The organism is Pseudogulbenkiania sp. NH8B (assembly GCF_000283535.1).
Taxonomy (GTDB): Bacteria; Pseudomonadota; Gammaproteobacteria; order Burkholderiales; family Chromobacteriaceae; genus Pseudogulbenkiania; species Pseudogulbenkiania ferrooxidans.
This window is the reverse complement of sequence record NC_016002.1, coordinates 2333473-2351317: the sequence shown is the minus strand read 5'-3', so window position 1 is coordinate 2351317 and position 17845 is coordinate 2333473. Positions and strand designations below refer to the sequence as shown.

At 61.1% G+C, this 17845-nt stretch carries 16 protein-coding genes and 1 tRNA gene; 4 read left to right on the top strand and 13 right to left on the bottom strand.

What is annotated here, in order from left to right:
* Positions 1–43 precede the first annotated feature (43 nt).
* The 13 genes from NH8B_RS10805 to NH8B_RS10745 all read right to left on the bottom strand — a co-directional run bounded on the left by NH8B_RS10805 (position 44) and on the right by NH8B_RS10745 (position 12451).
* A complete protein-coding gene (locus tag NH8B_RS10805) occupies positions 44–490 on the bottom strand; it encodes an OsmC family protein (protein ID WP_014087322.1) in 447 nt (148 codons plus the stop codon).
* 22 nt (positions 491–512) lie between these two features.
* Entirely contained in the window at positions 513–1529 is a 1017-nt protein-coding gene (gene aroF, locus NH8B_RS10800) for a 3-deoxy-7-phosphoheptulonate synthase (protein WP_014087321.1), read from the bottom strand.
* A gap of 38 nt (positions 1530–1567) precedes the next feature.
* Positions 1568–2248, bottom strand: coding sequence for an isoprenoid biosynthesis glyoxalase ElbB (gene elbB / locus NH8B_RS10795; RefSeq protein WP_014087320.1), 681 nt, complete (start codon positions 2246–2248; stop codon positions 1568–1570).
* A gap of 88 nt (positions 2249–2336) precedes the next feature.
* Positions 2337–2924: an LOG family protein gene (locus NH8B_RS10790; RefSeq protein WP_014087319.1), complete on the bottom strand. Its 588-nt coding sequence runs from the start codon at positions 2922–2924 to the stop codon at positions 2337–2339.
* Between the two features lie 43 nt (positions 2925–2967).
* A complete protein-coding gene (gene pheA / locus NH8B_RS10785) occupies positions 2968–4041 on the bottom strand; it encodes a prephenate dehydratase (protein ID WP_014087318.1) in 1074 nt (357 codons plus the stop codon).
* Positions 4042–4043: 2 nt separating this feature from the next.
* Entirely contained in the window at positions 4044–4634 is a 591-nt protein-coding gene (locus tag NH8B_RS10780; protein WP_014087317.1) for an O-methyltransferase, read from the bottom strand.
* Positions 4635–4761: 127 nt separating this feature from the next.
* Positions 4762–5970 carry an MFS transporter gene (locus NH8B_RS10775; protein WP_041702933.1) on the bottom strand — a complete coding sequence of 403 codons (1209 nt, stop codon included), beginning with the start codon at positions 5968–5970 and terminating at the stop codon, positions 4762–4764.
* A gap of 112 nt (positions 5971–6082) precedes the next feature.
* A complete protein-coding gene (serC, locus tag NH8B_RS10770; RefSeq protein ID WP_008952720.1) occupies positions 6083–7171 on the bottom strand; it encodes a 3-phosphoserine/phosphohydroxythreonine transaminase in 1089 nt (362 codons plus the stop codon).
* A 23-nt stretch (positions 7172–7194) separates the two neighbouring features.
* Positions 7195–7641 carry a PaaI family thioesterase gene (locus tag NH8B_RS10765; RefSeq protein WP_014087315.1) on the bottom strand — a complete coding sequence of 149 codons (447 nt, stop codon included), beginning with the start codon at positions 7639–7641 and terminating at the stop codon, positions 7195–7197.
* Complete coding sequence (locus tag NH8B_RS10760; RefSeq protein WP_014087314.1) at positions 7638–8105, bottom strand: PaaI family thioesterase; 468 nt, start codon at positions 8103–8105, stop codon at positions 7638–7640. Before NH8B_RS10760 ends, NH8B_RS10765 begins: the two co-directional genes overlap by 4 nt.
* Entirely contained in the window at positions 8102–10687 is a 2586-nt protein-coding gene (gene gyrA / locus NH8B_RS10755) for a DNA gyrase subunit A (RefSeq protein ID WP_014087313.1), read from the bottom strand. The genes NH8B_RS10760 and gyrA overlap by 4 nt, the downstream gene beginning before the upstream one ends.
* 140 nt (positions 10688–10827) lie before the next feature.
* Positions 10828–11571 carry an amino acid ABC transporter permease gene (locus tag NH8B_RS10750; RefSeq protein ID WP_008952716.1) on the bottom strand — a complete coding sequence of 248 codons (744 nt, stop codon included), beginning with the start codon at positions 11569–11571 and terminating at the stop codon, positions 10828–10830.
* A 61-nt stretch (positions 11572–11632) separates the two neighbouring features.
* Positions 11633–12451: a basic amino acid ABC transporter substrate-binding protein gene (locus NH8B_RS10745; protein WP_083844254.1), complete on the bottom strand. Its 819-nt coding sequence runs from the start codon at positions 12449–12451 to the stop codon at positions 11633–11635.
* 134 nt (positions 12452–12585) lie between these two features.
* On the opposite strand from NH8B_RS10745, the gene NH8B_RS20930 reads away from it, so the two are divergent.
* The 4 genes from NH8B_RS20930 (at position 12586) to NH8B_RS10730 (ending at position 17763) form a co-directional block, all read left to right on the top strand.
* The gene (locus NH8B_RS20930) at positions 12586–13110 is read left to right on the top strand and encodes a hypothetical protein (RefSeq protein WP_014087311.1); all 525 of its coding nucleotides are present in this window, start codon (positions 12586–12588) and stop codon (positions 13108–13110) included.
* Between the two features lie 53 nt (positions 13111–13163).
* Positions 13164–13239, top strand: a tRNA-Thr gene (locus NH8B_RS10740).
* A 123-nt stretch (positions 13240–13362) separates the two neighbouring features.
* A complete protein-coding gene (locus NH8B_RS10735; RefSeq protein ID WP_014087310.1) occupies positions 13363–14034 on the top strand; it encodes an SOS response-associated peptidase in 672 nt (223 codons plus the stop codon).
* 351 nt (positions 14035–14385) lie between these two features.
* Positions 14386–17763: an EAL domain-containing protein gene (locus NH8B_RS10730; RefSeq protein WP_014087309.1), complete on the top strand. Its 3378-nt coding sequence runs from the start codon at positions 14386–14388 to the stop codon at positions 17761–17763.
* The last annotated feature ends 82 nt before the right edge of the window (positions 17764–17845 follow it).

Here is a 17845-nt window from a genome sequence, read left to right as displayed (position 1 = left end):
CGGCAGTAACACACCTCTCCGCCAGGGGCGGAAGCGCGCGAGATCACATCAGAAATGAACCGTCGGCATCCTGTACCTGCACCCGGATGGGGATGCCGCGGCCGACGCTTTGTGACACCGTGCAGTACTCCTGAAATCCTCCCAGAATGCGGTCGAGATGGTCGATGCCGCTGGCGGACTGCCCCAGTCGCAACGTGACGTCGATCGACATCACCCGCAGTCGCCCGGTTTCGTTGCGGTCGATCAGGCAAGACGCCGTCGTCTGCAGCGGCTCGCCCTGCTGTTTGAACTTACGCAAGGCAAACAGCAGGCTGGCGCTCAGACAATTGGCCACGGCCGCGAGCAGCAATTGCTGAGGCGCCGGCCCTTCGCCCTGGCCAAGAGGTGCCGGCTCGTCGCTCACCAGCGGCGGCACCGAGGCGCCGAAATCGTTACGGAACTGGAAGTCTTGTTGCTGTGCCAGGCTGATCGAAATGACGTCGCCGCTCATACTGAACCTCGTTTTCAGTGCGTTACAAATTTCGTCCCAAGGCCTGCGCCAGGGGGCGCAGCTCGCCGACCAACGCCTTCAGTTCTGCCGGGGTCAGCGCCTGGTCGGCATCGCACCAGGCTTCGCAGGGGTTGGGGTGCATTTCCACCATCAGGCCGTCGGCGCCAGCCGCCAGGGCGGCCTTGGCCAGCGCCGGAACCAGCCAGGCCTTGCCCCCGGCGTGACTGGGGTCGACGATGACGGGCAGGTGGCTTTCCTTTTTCAAAACCGGAATCGCCGTCACGTCCAGCATGTTGCGGTAGGCGGTTTCAAAGCTGCGTACGCCGCGTTCGCAGAAGATGATGTTGTGATTGCCTCCGGCGGCGATGTACTCGGCCGCCATCAGCCATTCGCTGATGGTGGCGGCGAGCCCGCGCTTGAGGATGACCGGCTTGTTGATGCGACCGACTTCCTTGAGGAGGTCGAAATTTTGCATATTGCGCGCGCCGATCTGGATGACGTCGACGTCATGTTCCAGAAAGGTGTCGAGCATGCGCACGTCCATCAGCTCAGTGACCACCGGCAGGCCGTGTTGGCGTGCCGCCTGCTGCAGATAATCCAGCCCTTCCACGCCGAGGCCCTGGAAACTGTAGGGGCTGCTGCGTGGTTTGAAGGCGCCGCCCCGCATCAGTGTGCAGCCGGCATCGGCCACGGCCGCCGCCGACAGCGCCATTTGTTCCGGCGTTTCCACCGAGCAAGGTCCAGCGATGATCTGCACGGTTTCGCCGCCGATTGGCACCCCGCGCACTCTGACGACGGTATCGGTTGGCTGGGCTTCGCGCGAGACGATACGGTATTCCTTCATGACCCGCATCGCCCGTTCCACCCCGGGCATCAGCTCGAACATGTCGGGTGTCAGAGCCCTCTCGTCGCCGATGGCGCCGATGATGGTTCGTTCTGTGCCGCAGGAGACGTGTTCGGCCAACCCTGCGGCGCGAATCTTGGCGGTGACGGCGGCGACCTGTTCTGGCGAGGCCTTACTGGCCATGACGATGATCATGAAACTTCCTGCTTATCTAGAAAATGGCCGGGCGATGATCAGCTCAGCAGCGATTTGAGTGCGGTGACCGCCGCCTGGCACGAAGCGAACACCTCGGCGGGAGTCGCCTCGCCGTACATGTAGGCCGGCGCGGAAACGAAACGGTGCGCGAGGTCGATGCAGGCCTGGTCGACGGGCGTCTCGACGTGGGTTTGACCCCAGCTCGTCAAGGCGTCGGCCATGGCCTGGCCTTCCGCGTAGCTACCGAAAGTGATGTTAACTCCGGCCAGTCCCTCGTCGCGGGCGATCAGCCCCTGTACCAGCGGAGCTGCGCACAGCGCGACAACCGGCTTGTGTTGCCACACGAATGGCCGCACCGCTGCAGCGACATCATCGTAGAGCACAGCGTCACGGCCGTCCTTGATGAAGGTCGTCAGATTCTTGGCGGCTCCGAAGCCGCCGGGGAATACGATGGCGCTATGCTGGGCGGCATCGAGCTCGGCCAAGGGCCGGATCTGGCCGCGGGCAATGCGTGCCGCCTCGCTGAGGATGTTGCGGGTTTCGCCGCTCTCTTGGCCGCGGGCATGGTCCACGACATGCATTTGAGCCCGATCCGGGGCGTAAAAGGCATAGGGCAAGCCGGCTTGCGACAGGGCAATCACGACGCCGACGGCTTCGGTGATTTCGCTCCCGTCGTAGACGCCGCAGCCGGACAATACGATAGCAACAGTCTGATTCATGGTATTTACCTCGGTCGGGGCCGGAGTACGTCCAGCCCGATGTACTCTTCGTCATCCCCCTCTGATCAGGGATGGCTAGGCGGAGCGTTCAGGTGCGAGACAGTTCCAGCCATTTGTCCGCTTCGCGCGGCTGATAGGTGCGCATGCCGGCCAGCAGATCGTCGATGTTGTCGGCCACCACGAACAACGACAGGTTTTCCTCGCGCATGAAGCCTTCCTGTACGGCGTGGCGCACCATGGCCAGCAGCGGGTCGAAAAAGCCCGCCACGTTCAGCAGTCCCACCGGTTTGCTGTGTACCGACAATTGGCCCCAGGTCAGGATTTCGAACAATTCGTCGAAGGTGCCGAGCCCCCCCGGGAGGGCGATGAAGCCATCGGCACGTTCCGCCATCAGCGCCTTGCGCTGGTGCATGGTTTCGGTGATGTGGATCTCGTCGAGCCCCAGATGCGCCACTTCCTTGGCCTGGAGGAATTCAGGGATGAAGCCGACGACGCGACCGCCAGCGGCCAGGGCCGCATCCGCAGCGACGCCCATCAGGCCGATCTTGCCGGCGCCGTAGACTAGGGTCAGGCCCTGCTCGGCCAGGGTGGTGCCCAGCTGACGCGCGGCATCGGCGTATTCAGGCCGGCCGCCGCGGTTCGAGCCGCAAAACAGACAAAGTGATTCCAATTTCATGACAGGATAGCCAGGAGGTTGGCCGACGCTTCGGCCAACGTGTTCAGATGACGGCAACCGGGTAGGAGCCGAGGACCTTGACGAAGGAGGTGCGTTCGGCCAACCCTTCGAGGGCCTTGGCGACGTGTTCCTCGCTGCGGTGTCCTTCCATGTCGATGAAGAACACGTAGTCCCACAACCCTGCGCGCGACGGGCGCGACTCGAACTTGGTCATCGATACGCCATTGTCGGCGACCGGCGCCAGCAGCGAATGCACGGCGCCCGGACGGTTGGGTGCCGCGACGATGATCGAGGTCTTATCTTTACCCGACGGCGTCACGTCCTGATGCCCCAGCACCAGGAAGCGCGTGGTGTTGTTGGGTTCGTCCTCGATGTTTTCGGCGATTTTGTTCAGGCTGTAGCGCTCGGCGGCGGCTTGCCCGGCGATGGCGGCCGCACTAGCATCCTCGCTTGCCAGACGCGCCGCTTCGGCGTTGCTGGCGACGGATACGCGCTCGACGTCGGCCGGCAGATTCTTGTTGAGCCATTCGTGGCATTGCGCCAGCGCCTGGGCGTGGGCGTAGACGCGGCGGATGCCGTCGGTCCCTTCCGCACCGCGCAGCAGGTGGTGATGGATACGCAGGACCACTTCGCCGCAAATTTTCAGTGGGGACGAAATCATCAGGTCGAGCGTGCGTCCGATGGCCCCTTCGGTGGAGTTTTCCACCGGTGCCACGACGTAATCGAGGGCGCGGGATTCGACCAGACGGAAGGCCTCGTCGATGGAGCTGCAGGCCACGGTATGGGCAGCGTGTCCGAAGTGCTTGATGGCGGCCAGTTGGGTGAACGTGCCCTCCGGGCCAAGGTAGGCGACGGACAGTGGTTTTTCCAGCGCCAGGCATTCCGACATGATTTCGCGGAACAGACGTGCTACCGACTCCCCAGGCAGCGGGCCCGGGTTGTGGTCCTTGACGCGGCGCAGCACCTGGGCTTCGCGTTCGGGGCGGTAGATCACGCCGCCACCTTTGATTTCTCCGATCTCGCGCGCATGGCTGGCGCGCTCGTTGATCAGTTTGAGAATGGTTTCGTCGATGGCGTCGATGGCGTCGCGATGTTGCTTGAGAAGTTCTTCAGACACGATTATCCGTCTTTCAGTATGACAAACTGGCCTTTTCCAATCGTGTAAGTTTCCGCGAGATAGCCGTCCGTCGCAAGCACTTGCCCGACAAAATCGCGGCATTCGTCCTGATGGGACTGTGCATTGTCCATTACCAGCAGGCCGCCGGACCGCAGCACGCGCTGGATATCCGGCCAGTAGCCGGGGTAAAGGCGGCGCTCGGCGTCGAGAAACAGCAGGTCGATGCTGGATGACGGTGCCCCGGCCAGCCAATCTGCGGCGTCGGCCAGCACCAGTTCCACTTGGGATTCCACGCCGAAGGCGGCGAGATTTTCACGTGCCCGCTGCTGTTTGGCGGGGAGCACGTCGAGGCTGATTACCTGTCCGCCGCTGGCGCTCGCTGCCAGCGCCAGCCAGATGGTCGAGAAGCCGTTAGAGGTGCCGATCTCCAGGATGTGGCGGCTGCTGGAAAAACGGGCCAGCTGATACAGAAAGCGGCCGGTATCCATGGTGATGTTCAGGCATTTTTCGCGCCGTTCGGCACAGTGCGCATCGTGGCGCTCGCCCTCTTCCCATAGTGCCTGGAGCTTGCGCAGGATTTCTGTCTCCAACATGTTGCCCCTTAAAAACATATGACAATCAAGTTGGATAAACCTAGCATGAAGCCCGGCTCGAGGTAAGCCAGCGTGGTCAGCAGCAAGGCGATGCCTAGCGCGATCCCGGACAGCCAGGTCCACATGGTCAGGACCCCTGCAATGCCAGCGCCTTGGAGGCTGTCTCGCGGATCGGCAGGTTGACCAAGGTGGCCGCGATGCCCAGGGCGATGGCGAGTGCCCACACCAGGTTGTAATTGCCGGTGGCGTCGTAGATGGCTCCACCCAGCCACACCCCGGCAAAGCTGCCCACCTGGTGCGAGAAGAATACGGCGCCCGACAGCATGCCCAGATGCGCCACGCCGAACTGGCTGGCGATGATGCCGTTGGTCAGGGGGACCGTCGACAGCCACAGGAACCCGATCGCGGCGGCGAACACGCCGACCGACACGGGGCTGAGTGGTGCCCACAGGAACAAGGCAATAATCACGCTGCGTGACAGGTAGATGCCGGCCAGCAGATAGGGTTTCGGCCAACGTGAGCCCAGCTCGCCCGACAGCATGGTGCCGAAGATGTTGAACAGGCCGATCAGCGCCAGCGCCATGCTGGCGACCCCGCCCCCGAGCCCGTGGTCACGCAGGTAGGCAGGCAGGTGCACGCCGATGAACACGACCTGGAAGCCACATACGAAATACCCCGCCATGAGCAGTCGGAACCCCTTCTCCTGCCAGGCGCCGCGGAAGGTCCGCCACATATTGAGCAGCAGGCCGTGGCGAACAGTACCAGAAGCATGTTGATCGTGCTGCACCAGCAGGCGCGAGGCCGGCAGCATCAGCAAGGCCGAGACGGACAGAATCAGCAGGGCCGGAATCCACCCCAAGCCATCGATCAGGCCACGTTCGATCGGCACCATGGCGAACTGTCCGAACGACCCCGCGGCGGCGGCAATGGCCATCGCGCGTGAGCGCAGGTGGGCCGGCACACAGCGCCCCAGCACGCCGAAGATCACGCTATAGGTGGTGCCGGACAAGGCCAGCCCGATGAGAACCCCGGCGGACAGCGAGAACAGCCCCGGTGAGGACGATACGGTCATCAGCAGCAACCCGGCTACATAGAGCAAGGTTCCGCCGAACAGTACCCGGCCCGGCCCGTAACGATCGGCCAGGGCACCGGCAAAGGGCTGCGATGCGCCCCAGACCAGGTTCTGCAGGCCGAGCGCCAAGGCGAAGGCCTCACGGGTCCAGCCAAAGGCGGTGGTCATCGGCGGCATGAAGAAGCCGAAACCGTGGCGTATGCCCATGCTGAGGGAAACGATGACGCCCCCTGCGATCAGGAGTCGGCGAATGGCTGGGTTCATGACGGGTCACAGTGCAAGGTGGATGGCCTGCCATCATATAGCGCCGGCCGGCAACAAAAAACCCGCGCCAGCGGCGCGGGTCCAGAACTCATCGTTACGAAATGGAGAACAATCAGCTGTGCTGGCGGGCGAAGTCCATCATAAAGCTGACCAGCGCCTTGACGCCCTCGATCGGCATGGCGTTGTAGATCGACGCACGCATGCCGCCGACGGCGCGGTGGCCCTTGAGCTGCACCAGGCCGTTCTTCTTGGCTTCGCTGAGGAAGGTGTCTTCCAGCGACTCGTCCTTGAGGCGGAATACCACGTTCATCTTCGAGCGGAACGGCGCGTCCACCGTGCTGTAGTAGAAGCCATTGCTGGATTCGATGGCGTGGTACAGCAGGCCGGCCTTCTCGTCGTTGCGTGCGGCCATGCCCTTGATGCCGCCCAGTTCCTTCAGCCACTTGAATACCAGGCCGGCGATGTAGACCGGATAGGTGGCCGGGGTGTTGTACATCGAGTCGGCATCGGCATGAACCTGGTAGTTCAGCATCGTCGGTGTGCTGGGCAGGGCCTTGCCCAGCAGGTCTTCGCGCACGATGACTACGGTCAGCCCGGACGGGCCGATGTTCTTCTGGGCGCCGGCATAGATCAGGCCGAACTGGCTGACGTCCACTTCGCGCGAGAGGAAGTCGGACGACATGTCGCACACCAGGGGCACACCGTTGGCCGAAGACGGGATGAAGGGGAACTGCAAGCCGCCGATGGTCTCGTTCGAGGTGTAATGCAAATAAGCCGCATCCGGGTCGCGCTGCCAGGTTTCTTCCGCCGGCACGTAGGTGAAGTTGCGGTCTTCGCTGGAGGCGACGACGTTCACGTTGGCGTAACGCTTCGCTTCCTTGATGGCCAGCTTCGACCAGTGGCCGGTGTTGACCACGTCGATCGACTTCTTGTCGCCCAACAGGTTTAGCGGCAGCATGGCGAACTGCAGCGATGCCCCCCCCTGCAGGAACAATACCTTGTAGTTCTTCGGAATCTGCATCAGTTCGCGCAGGTCGTGCTCGGCGTCATGGATGATTTCCATGAACTCCTTGCCACGATGACTCATTTCCATCACGCACATGCCGGAGCCGTGCCAGTCGAGCATCTCGCTCTGGGCTTCGGCCAATACGGCGTGAGGCAAAACGGCGGGTCCGGCGGAAAAATTGTATACCTTGGCCATGTCTGTCCTTGATATCGGTTCAGTCAGCTGGTGGTGGCCAGCAGGAAGTGCGCCCGGGCGACGGCAACCGGTTTGCTGCGGTCTTCCTGCCAGGCTTCGATCAATACGTGCGCGACGCGTTTGCCCTGCTTGGTGATCTCGCAGCGCGCATACAGCGTCTTGGGGCGACCGCTTCGCAGGTAGTCGAGCGAAAAGTCGACGATTTTGGGGGTGTCCAGCGATTCGCGGTTCCAGATCAGGTGGATCATCGCGGCGTTTTCGAGGAAGCCGCCGATCAGTCCGCCGTGCAGGGCCGGCAACACGGTGTTGCCGACGTTGCGCTCGTGGAACGGCAGGCTGAACAGCAGATCGCCGGATTCGTCTTCGCCTAGTTCCACGCCCATCAGGCGGGCGTAGGGAATGGCGTTGACAACGTCCTGGAATCGCTTCTGGTCGCGCAGTGCGGCGAACTGCTCCATGAAATTGCTCATGCCTGGGGCTCCTGCAACATCGGCAACGGGCTCGATTCGCGCATGAAGGTGGCGACACCGTGGGCGATCGGATCGTCCGGATTGTCGTGATAGCACACTGCCCGGGTGAAGGCGACCTGACTGGCGAGCCGGTAACATTCGGCGCGGCAGTAGATGGCCTTGCCCGGTGTGGCGGCCTTCAGGTAGTCGATGCGCAGGTCGAGCGTGGCGATGGTTTCCACGCGTTCCAGGTGGGCGGTGACCGCCACCGCGCTGGTGGTATCCACCAGCGAGGTGATGATCCCGCCATGTATCACCCCGGTGGCCGGGTTGCCGACCAGCTCTTCGCGCCAGTCGACCTTCAGCACCGGCTTGCGCCCGTCCGCTCCCAGATATTGGAAACCGAGCGCCGCGCAATGCGGCAGCGATACGAACAGCTGCCCCATCGGTTCGAATACCTTGGGATTGACCGGGGTCGCTATCATGCCTCGCCGCCCTCTTCTGCGGCTTCTTCCACCTCGTCGTCCTCGCCTTCGGCGACCTTGACCAGGCTGATCAGCTTCTCGCCTTCGTCCAGGTTGATCAGGCGAACGCCCTGGGCGGAGCGGCCGGTTTCGCGCACTTCGGACACCTTGGTGCGGATCAGGACGCCGCCGGTGGTGATCAGCATCACGTCGTCGGTTTCTTCCACCAGGCTCGCCGCCACCAGCTTGAGGCCAGTCTTGTCGGTCAGGTCCATGGCGATGACGCCCTGGGTGCCGCGGCTGGTATGGCGGAACTCGCCGGCGCGGGTGCGCTTGCCGTAGCCGCCATCGCTGGCGGTCAGCACCATCTGGTCTTCCGAGCAGGTCACCAGCAGTGAGATCACCTGCTGTCCTTCGCCCAGCATCATGCCGCGCACGCCAGTGGCGTTACGACCCATGGCGCGCACGTCGGTCTCGCTGAAGCGCACCGCCTTGCCGGCATCCGAGAACAGCATCACTTGGTCATCGCCGTGGGTCAGCGCCACACCGATCAGGTTGTCGCCCTCGTCCAGGTTGACGGCGATGATGCCGGCCGTGCGCGGACGGGAGAAGTCGACCAGCGGGGTCTTCTTGACGGTGCCGTTGGCCGTGCACATGAAGACGTACTGGTCATCACGGAACTCCTTCACCGGCAGCATGGCATTGATTTTCTCGCCTTCGGCCAAGGACAACACGTTGACAATCGGCTTGCCACGGCTGTTGCGGCCGCCTTGCGGCAGGTCATACACCTTGATCCAGTAGCAACGGCCAAACGACGAGAAACACAGCACGTAATCGTGGGTGTTGGCGACAAACAGCGTCTCGATGAAATCGTCGTCCTTGGTGGCGGCGGCCTGCTTGCCGCGCCCGCCACGGCGCTGTGAACGGTAATCGTCCACCGGTTGCGTCTTGATGTAACCCGTGTGCGACACGGTCACCACCATGTCCTGCGGGGTGATCAGGTCCTCGATGTTGATGTCGCCGCCGAACGGTTCGATCTCGGAGCGGCGAGTGTCGCCGAACTGGGTCTTGACCGCGTTCAGTTCGTCGGAAATGATCTGGTTGATACGCTCCGGGCGAGCCAGGATATCGATCAGGTCGAGGATGACTTCCATGATCTCGCGGTACTCGCCGACGATCTTGTCCTGCTCCAGCCCGGTCAGGCGCTGCAGGCGCAGTTCGAGAATGGCCTGGGCCTGGACTTCCGACAGCTTGTAGCCCTGCTCCTTTAGGCCGAACTCCGGCAGCAGCCCATCCGGACGTGCCTTGTCCTGATCGACACGCGCCAGCATCTCCTCGACCAGCGGCGAGCGCCATTCGCGCTCCATCAGGGCGATCTTGGCGACCGGCGGGGTTTCCGACGCCTTGATCAGCGCGATGATCTCGTCGACGTTGGATAGCGCGACGGCCAGACCTTCGAGGATGTGGCCACGCTCGCGCGCTTTGCGCAGTTCGAAGATGGTGCGGCGGGTCACCACTTCGCGGCGGTGGCGCAGGAATTCTTCGAGGATCTGCTTGAGGTTCAACAGGCGTGGCTGGCCGTCCACCAGGGCCACCATGTTGATGCCGAAGCTGTCCTGCAGCTGGGTGAGCTTGTAGAGGTGGTTGAGCACCACTTCTGGCATTTCGCCGCGCTTGAGCTCGATCACCACGCGCATGCCGGACTTGTCCGACTCGTCGCGCAGGTCGGAAATGCCCTCGATCTGCTTGTCGCGCACCAGTTCGCCGATGCGCTCCAGCAGGCGGGCCTTGTTTACCTGGTATGGCAGTTCGTCGACGATGATGGCCTGGCGGTCGCCTTTGCCAATATCCTCAAAGTGGGTGCGCGCGCGCATGATCACGCGGCCGCGGCCGGTGCGATAGCCTTCCTTCACCCCGGCGGTGCCGTAGATGATGCCGGCGGTCGGGAAATCCGGTGCGGGAATGATATCGATCAGCTCGTCGATGGTGATGTCGCTGCTGGCCAGTACCGCGAGGCAGCCGTCGATCACCTCGTTGAGGTTGTGCGGCGGGATGTTGGTGGCCATGCCCACGGCAATGCCCGAACTGCCGTTGATCAGTAGGTTGGGGATCTTGGCCGGCAGGATCAGCGGCTCTTGCTCGGAGCCGTCGTAGTTCGGCCCAAAGTCAACGGTTTCTTTCTCGATGTCGGCCAGCAGTTCGTGCGCGATGCGCGCCATGCGAATTTCCGTGTATCGCATGGCGGCGGCGTTGTCGCCGTCCACCGAACCGAAGTTGCCCTGGCCGTCGATCAGGGGGTAGCGCAGGCTGAAATCCTGCGCCATGCGAACGATGGTGTCGTATACGGCTGAGTCGCCGTGGGGGTGATACTTACCGATGACGTCGCCGACGATACGGGCCGATTTCTTGTAGGCCCGGTTCCAGTCGTTGGATAGCTCGTGCATGGCGAACAGCACGCGGCGGTGTACTGGCTTCAGACCATCACGCACATCAGGAAGGGCCCGTCCCACGATGACGCTCATTGCGTAATCGAGATAGGAACGGCGCATCTCCTCTTCAAGGCTGATCGGAATCGTTTCCTTGGCGAAAAACTGATCTGTCATGGGTAAATGCTTATCTTCTTCTGATGGCAAATGCTCCAGATTCTACCACGAGGGCGGCTTCGGCGCATGGCGCCGAGAGCAGGCTGCCAGATGCAAAAATGGCCGGAAATTCCGGCCATTGCTCGTCTATGTCTTGCGCCTCAACGGCTGGCGATCTGGAAGCGTTTTTCCAGTCGGCCGATACCCCAGGCCATCAGCATGGTCAGTGCAAGGTAGAGGAAGGAGATGGTCAGGTAAGGCTCCCAGTAGCGGGAGTAGACGCCAGCCACCGTGCGGGCGGCAAACGCCAGCTCGGCCAGGCCGATGGCCGAAACCAGTGAGCTGTCCTTGAGCAGCATGATGGCCTCGTTGCCCAGCGGAGGGAGCATGCGGCGGAAGGCCTGTGGCACAATGACGGCTTTCATCGCCTGCCCATAACTGAGACCCAGCGAGCGTGCGGCTTCCATCTGCCCTTTGTCGATGGACTGGATGCCCGCGCGGAAAATTTCGGTGATATAAGCGCCGGCGTTCAGGGTGAGGGCCAGCAGGCCGGAAATGAAGGCACCATAGTTCTGACGGATTTCGCGCGCGATATCACCGCTCAGGATGATGCCGTCCACCGGATGGATCAGCATCGGCATCAGGGCAAAGTGCACCAGCAGAATCTGTACGAACAGCGGTGTACCACGGAAGAATGTCACATAGGCGGTCGCCGGTAGGCGGACCAGGTAACGCAAGACAATCTTGCTGATGCCGTGCTTGCCTTCGGCCAGGCGGGCCACGCCCATGAACAAGCCAATCAACGTGCCGAAAATCACGGCCACGATCGTGATCAGCAAGGTCATCTTCGCGCCGTCGATAAACAGCGGAAGATATTCGGTGATCATTTCCCAGCGGAAATTCATATTTATGCCCCTATAAAACGCCTGGCCGGCGATGCCGGCCAGGATTGCTGCACCAACTTAGTTATTTCTTGGCGAAATATTTTTTGTAGATCGCATCGTAGGTGCCGTCGGCCTTGATGGCTTTCAGGCCGGCGTTAACCTTGACCAGTACCTCGGCGTTGCCTTTCTTGGCGGCAAAACCGTAGTACTCCGGTGCAAAGCTCTTGGTGTCTTCGACGGTAGCGAGGCCGTTTTGCGGGTTGTTGATCACGTAGTTGCTGACTACGCCGTTATCGCCCACGGCAGCGTCCACGCCACCATTTTCCAGCTCTTTCAGGGCCAGTGGCATGCTCTCGAAGCGCTTGATGTTGGGGTTGGTCTTGCCCAGCAGTTTTTGCACGACTTCGTCGCCGGTGGTGCCGGTCTGCACCGCCACCTTCTTGTTCTTCAGATCCTGGAAGGTTTTGACGTCGGTGACATTCTTGCCGACGGCGATCAGCTGACGCGCTTCGAAGTACGGATCGGAGAAGTCCATGTTCTTCTTGCGTTCGTCGGTGATGGTGATGGCCGAAGCCAGCAGGTCGCGATCACCCTGATCGAGGGTGGCGAACATCCCCTCCCACGGGGTGTTGACGAATTTGATCTTGAAGCCGCCCTTTTCTGCCGCCGCGGTCAGTACCTCGACGTCGAAGCCTTGGACTTCTTTCTTGTCATTCAGGAATTCGAACGGGGCGTAGCTGGCATCGCTACCGACAAGGTACTCTTTTGCTGCCGCAGTGGCTTGCGCCGGCGCACTGCTGGCGGCTTGCTCAGCAGGGGCTTCGGCTTTCTTGCCACAAGCGGTCAGGGCAAAAGCCGACAAAAGCAGGCCGGCCAGCAAGGTTCTTCTGGTTTGTTTCATTGATATAGCTCCCTTTTGTGTAAGCCACTCGTTGTACAAGCAGCCGCATGGTAATATAAAAATTTATTATTTACTGCACAATCCGCGCGGTAGGTGTGTGACGGACTTGCATTCGGCATAAAAGTAATGAGCGCATGAAATATAAACATCTTGCTTTGCTGTTTTTGGCAAGCAGTTTTTTCCTGACCTCCCTGCCCGCACAGGCTGAGCTAGAGGATGCCCCGTTGCCGGGGGATTTCCAACCCGCCCAGCCTGCCAAACAATCGAGGGCGCCGGCCCCGGTTGCACCATCGCCACGTCAGGAGAAGCCTCGGAGCAGTGCTGCGCCGGCTGTAGCGCACGCAGAGGCTACCAGCAAAAAACAGGCCACTCGCCATCGCAAGCCGTTGCACAAGCCAAGAGCGTCGCTCAAGAGGCGGCATAAGACGGACGTGCTCAAGCGCCATACGACGACTTACCGCCAAGCCGGAAAGCACCATGTAAAGGAAGGCAAGAAGGCGCGTCTGGTTGCGCGCAAACCTGTGCGCACGAAGCATGTAAAGAAGGCTCCTGCCACTTTGCATGGCAAGGCAAAGTCAAACAGTAAAGCCCGGACAATTCACAAGAAGCCGTTGAAAACAGTAAAGAAAAAGCCTCTTACCCATAAACGTAGAAAATAAAACGTTGGGGTGGGCTTGCCAAAAGTGACGATTTTCATCAAAATTCACAGCTCGCCGGTGTAGCTCAGTTGGTAGAGCAGCTGACTTGTAATCAGAAGGTCGGGGGTTCGACTCCTCTCTCCGGCACCAATATCTATTCACGGGCCTTGCAGCGCTGCAAGGCCCGTTTGCTTTGGTGGGTTTTAGACAGAATATTAGACACTGCTGTCTAATATCGGCCTTGTTCCTCAATGCTGTGCTAGGCTCTCTAGCATGTGCGGCCGCTTCGCTATCTACACCCCGTTTCGCCGGCTCGGGCAGCAGCTCGGGCTGGACTTCAATTTCCCTCCCCGCTACAACATCGCCCCTACGCAGAACATCCCGATCGTGCGGCTGGCGGTGGATGGTGGCTTTGAGGTGACCGAGGCGCACTGGGGGCTGATTCCCTTCTGGGCCAAGGATCGCAAGATCGGGTACAGCACCATCAACGCCCGGGTCGAGACCGTGGCGGAGAAACCGGCGTTCCGTGACGCTTTCAAGCATCGGCGCTGCATCATCCCGGCCAGCGGCTTGTACGAGTGGCAGGACGTCGGCGGCAAACAGAAGCAGCCCTGGTTCATTACCGACACCGAGGGAGATGGGCTGGGGTTTACCGGGCTGTGGGAGCGCTGGGCCGATCCGGCCTCCGGCGAGACACTCGAGAGCTGCACCATCATTGTTGGGCCGGCCAATGATCTGGTCCGGCCCATTCATGACCGCCTCGCCTGCATCCTTCCGCCCGAGCATTACCGCGACTGGCTGAACCCCGAAGCGCCGACCCCGTTTCTTCACACCCTCCTCACGCCCTGCCCCAGCGAGCGCTTGCGTATGTGGCCGGTATCGACCCGCGTCGGCAACCCGCGTCATGACGACCCGGATCTGGTCGAGCCTGTGCCAGGTGCATAACCCTCCTTCTCTTTATTGCTTTCTTTTCACCCAAGTTGTTCTAATGAACACGTCCCGTATGCCGACGCGTTAAGACAAGGCCGGTAACAATGGAAACAGTCAATCGGTTTTTGCTTGCTGATGGCATGAACTGAACTCGCCGCCGTTTTCTGTTTGTGCAGGCCAGAGATAAAGTATTGTGGTGCCATGTTTTTATTGAATGCTCTCATGGCGAGTGAATCGTTCATGACAAATCGTTTGGGGGCACGTCGTGTGGGCGACCATACTGCACTGTAATGGCGTGCCAATTGGAATTGGATTGGCATCTGGCGCAAGCAGCGTTGAAAACTCCACATAGAAAGGAGGTGCTCCGTGACGCTATCTCTGCGGTCCAGCTTTGAATCCAAGCTGCTCGCGGCACTCTCCACTGCCGTATTGGTCGTTATCGCACTCTCTCTGACTATTTGGAAGGTCGCCGATGATGCCACCCGCTCGGTTCAATGGGTCACCCACACCCATGAGTTGCTCAAGCAGCTTGCCCTCACTCGGGGTTATTCGCTGCAGATCGAATTAACCACACAGTCGTTCCGTCTCTATGGCGATGTCGCGAATCTCGCCGAACGTGACGATGCCATCGCAGCCCGAGAAAACGCGCTCGGGCAAATCCGGGGGCTGACCACCGACAACCCGCGTCAGAGGCAGCGCTGGGTAGCCTTGCGGAAAGTGCTCAATCAACGGCTGGCCATTGCGAGGCAGGTTGAGCTCCTGCTCAAGACGCAAGGCAAGGCGGCCGCCGACGCCTTCGTGGCCAAAGCGCCGTTACGGCAAACCCGGGTGCTCACCTACCGCCTGCTTGACGACATGGACCGGGAAGAGCGGCAATTGCTGAGGCAGCGAGAGTCCGCTTATGCGCATGCGCGCCAAACGCTGGTGGTAGCCAGCTCATTGGTTGGGGCGTTGCTCGTTTTCCTGCTTGCTTCCACCTATGTGTTGATACGCCGGCAATGGCATGCGACGGCAACGAGCCAGCGTGCCCTGGCTGACAGCGAGGAGAGTCTGAGTACGACGCTGGATTCGATCGGCGATGCCGTCCTGGCCACGGATATCGATGGTCGCATTAGCCGGATGAACCTGGTGGCCGAGCAGCTGACCGGTTGGCCGGCCTCGTTCGCCGTGGGCAGACCGGTGGAGGATGTGTTTCGCATCATCAACGAAGAGACCCATGAGCCAGCCGCGGATCCGGTTGCTGCAGTACTGGCAACGGGGAAAACCCAGGCGCTGGCCAAGCACACCTCGCTGATCGCACGAGATGGCAGCGAGTGTCCGATTGCCGACAGTGCGGCACCTATCCGGAATGCGGAGGGGGCATTGCATGGCGTTGTTCTGGTCTTCCGGGACGTCTCGGCCGAACGCCATGCCGAGCAGATTATCCGTGAGCAAAATATCCTGCTGGAGTCGCATGTGCGGGAGCGTACCGCTCAGTGGCATGACAGCCAGGATCACTTGCGCAATGTCATCAGCTCGGTACCTGCCCTGATCGCCTATGTGGATGCACAGCAGCGCTATGTCTATGTCAACGACCAATACCGGGAGCGCTTTGCTCCCGGGATGACTGATATCACCGGATGTGAAGTTAAAGCGATTCTCGGGGAAGCGCGCTATGCCATCGCCGAGCCCCTCATCGGCAAGGTTCTCAAGGGTGAGGCGCAGGGCTACGACTGGCAGCCTTTCCCCGAGGTGTGGCAGACCATTCGCTACCTGCCCAAGTACGATGCAGGCGGCCTGATTGTCGGCTATTACGTGCTAGGAACGGACATCACGGAGCGCAAGTTGGCCGAAGAAAGAATCCGGACGCTGAATGTCGAGTTGGAACAACGGGTGCACGAGCTTGAGCATGTCACGCGAGCCCTCCGGACGCTCAGCGCGGGCAATCACGCCATGCTGCGGGCCGATGAGGAGCGGACCTTGCTCGATGCCATGTGCCACGCCATTGTCGTCGATGGTGGCTATGACATGGCGGTGGTCTGGTATGGCGACAAGGAGGACCACACGCGGTTGCGGCCGATGGCCGAAGCGGGTTACCCCGGCGGCCTCGCGGCACTGGCGCAATTGCGTCTCGGCGGAGCTGGCGATGAACGTGGCCAGAGCGTGTCTCCTATGGCGATGCGCACAGGTAAAGTGCAATTGGTGCGCGATATGGGGAGCGATCCACATAGCCGGTGGCCGGGCGATCTATTAAACGGCACGACGGCAGGACTGGCCTGCCCTCTGCGCGTGGGAAACAGGGTGATCGGCGCCTTGACCATCTACGATGCCGAGGCAGACTCCTTTGGTGCTGACGAAATCGCGCTGCTCACCGAGTCGAGCGAAGATCTGGCGTTTGGCATTGCCACTTTGCGGAACCATGTTGAGCAGAAGCGCACCCAGGCGGCCATGCATCACTTGATGCGGCACGATCCGCTGACCGGGCTGCCCAATGCGCTGCAGTTCGAGGAGGCGCTTTCCGCCGCCCTCAGAACCAGCATACAAGCGGCGCAACCGCTTGCCACGCTGCAACTCAATATTGAGCGGCTCAGCGAGATCAATGATGCATTGGGCTTTGTCTACGGCGACCAGATCCTGTGTGATTTCGGTTTTCGACTACAGGGCTGCGTGCCTGCCACCGCCCTCGTGGCACGGATACGTGGCGACGAATTCGCGGTGCTCCTGCCCGGCAGCGACGCCCAGGCGGCATTGACTGCCGTCGAAGCCGTGGAACTTGAGTTGGCGCGCGCTTTTCCTGTGGCGGACATTGCTTTGGACGTTAGCGCGAAGACCGGCATTGCCCTGTTTCCAGAACATGGCACAACGGCACACGATCTGCTGCGCCGCATGGACAAGGCCGTCAATCAGGCCAAGAAGCGTGGCCTGAGCCACGTGGTGTTCGACCCTGGAGAGGCCCATGCTCAGGCTGACCGTCTGGTCATGATGGGCGAGTTGCGGCGGGCTATCGAAGGAGGAGAGCTGCGCGTATACCTGCAGCCCAAGGTCGAGTTTGCTACCGGCAGAGTCAGTGGCGCTGAAGCGCTGGTGCGTTGGCACCATTCGCGGCTTGGCCTGCTGGCACCCGCCATGTTCATTGGTTTGGCTGAGCATACCGGCCTGATTCGCCCGCTGACGGAGTGGGTCATTGGTGCCACGCTTGATTTGTTGCAAAGCTGGCATGCCCGAGGCTGCGCCGTTCCCATTGCCGTCAACCTGTCGGCACGCAGTCTGCATGATGAGAGTCTGTTGGACAAGATCCGCCTGTGGCAGGCTGCCCGTGGGATTGGACCTGGCTGGCTGGAGGTGGAAATCACCGAGAGTTCCGTCATGGAAGATCCCGAATTGGCGCTCGGTATTCTGCATAGCCTGCACGCTGGGGGCATTCCGCTCTATATCGACGATTTTGGCACCGGGTATTCTTCATTGAACTATTTGCAGAAGTTGCCGGTGGACTATATCAAGATCGACCAGTCATTCGTGGCGAACATGACCCGCAGCAAAGACTCGGCGATGATCGTGCGCTCCACCATCGATCTCGTGCGTGATCTGGGCCGCAAAACCGTGGCCGAAGGTATTGAAACCCTGGAGCACTGGGAGCAACTGTCCCGACTGGGATGCGACTACGCTCAGGGCTACTTCATCGCCAAGCCGATGCCGGCCGAAGCCTTCCAGGAGTGGGTGGAGAATTTCATCCCGCCCGTGCCATCGACTGAGTCCGCTTATTGAACGGCCCGTCCTCAGGGGGAGCATCCAAAGGTTCGGCCCCTCACGCCAAACCCGGCAGGAGCCGTGCCCCCTCCGTATCGGG

What these genes read in the sequence shown, in the direction of transcription:
- NH8B_RS10735 (WP_014087310.1), top strand. Translation starts at nt 13,363, where the DNA reads ATGTGCGGCCGCTTCGCTATCTACACCCCGTTTCGCCGGCTCGGGCAG.
- serC (WP_008952720.1), bottom strand. Translation starts at nt 7,171, where the DNA reads ATGGCCAAGGTATACAATTTTTCCGCCGGACCCGCCGTTTTGCCTCAC.
- NH8B_RS10805 (WP_014087322.1), bottom strand. Translation starts at nt 490, where the DNA reads ATGAGCGGCGACGTCATTTCGATCAGCCTGGCACAGCAACAAGACTTC.
- NH8B_RS10750 (WP_008952716.1), bottom strand. Translation starts at nt 11,571, where the DNA reads ATGAATTTCCGCTGGGAAATGATCACCGAATATCTTCCGCTGTTTATC.
- NH8B_RS10775 (WP_041702933.1), bottom strand. Translation starts at nt 5,970, where the DNA reads ATGAACCCAGCCATTCGCCGACTCCTGATCGCAGGGGGCGTCATCGTT.
- gyrA (WP_014087313.1), bottom strand. Translation starts at nt 10,687, where the DNA reads ATGACAGATCAGTTTTTCGCCAAGGAAACGATTCCGATCAGCCTTGAA.
- elbB (WP_014087320.1), bottom strand. Translation starts at nt 2,248, where the DNA reads ATGAATCAGACTGTTGCTATCGTATTGTCCGGCTGCGGCGTCTACGAC.
- aroF (WP_014087321.1), bottom strand. Translation starts at nt 1,529, where the DNA reads ATGATCATCGTCATGGCCAGTAAGGCCTCGCCAGAACAGGTCGCCGCC.
- NH8B_RS10790 (WP_014087319.1), bottom strand. Translation starts at nt 2,924, where the DNA reads ATGAAATTGGAATCACTTTGTCTGTTTTGCGGCTCGAACCGCGGCGGC.
- NH8B_RS10780 (WP_014087317.1), bottom strand. Translation starts at nt 4,634, where the DNA reads ATGTTGGAGACAGAAATCCTGCGCAAGCTCCAGGCACTATGGGAAGAG.
- NH8B_RS10765 (WP_014087315.1), bottom strand. Translation starts at nt 7,641, where the DNA reads ATGAGCAATTTCATGGAGCAGTTCGCCGCACTGCGCGACCAGAAGCGA.
- NH8B_RS20930 (WP_014087311.1), top strand. Translation starts at nt 12,586, where the DNA reads ATGAAATATAAACATCTTGCTTTGCTGTTTTTGGCAAGCAGTTTTTTC.
- NH8B_RS10745 (WP_083844254.1), bottom strand. Translation starts at nt 12,451, where the DNA reads ATGAAACAAACCAGAAGAACCTTGCTGGCCGGCCTGCTTTTGTCGGCT.
- NH8B_RS10760 (WP_014087314.1), bottom strand. Translation starts at nt 8,105, where the DNA reads ATGATAGCGACCCCGGTCAATCCCAAGGTATTCGAACCGATGGGGCAG.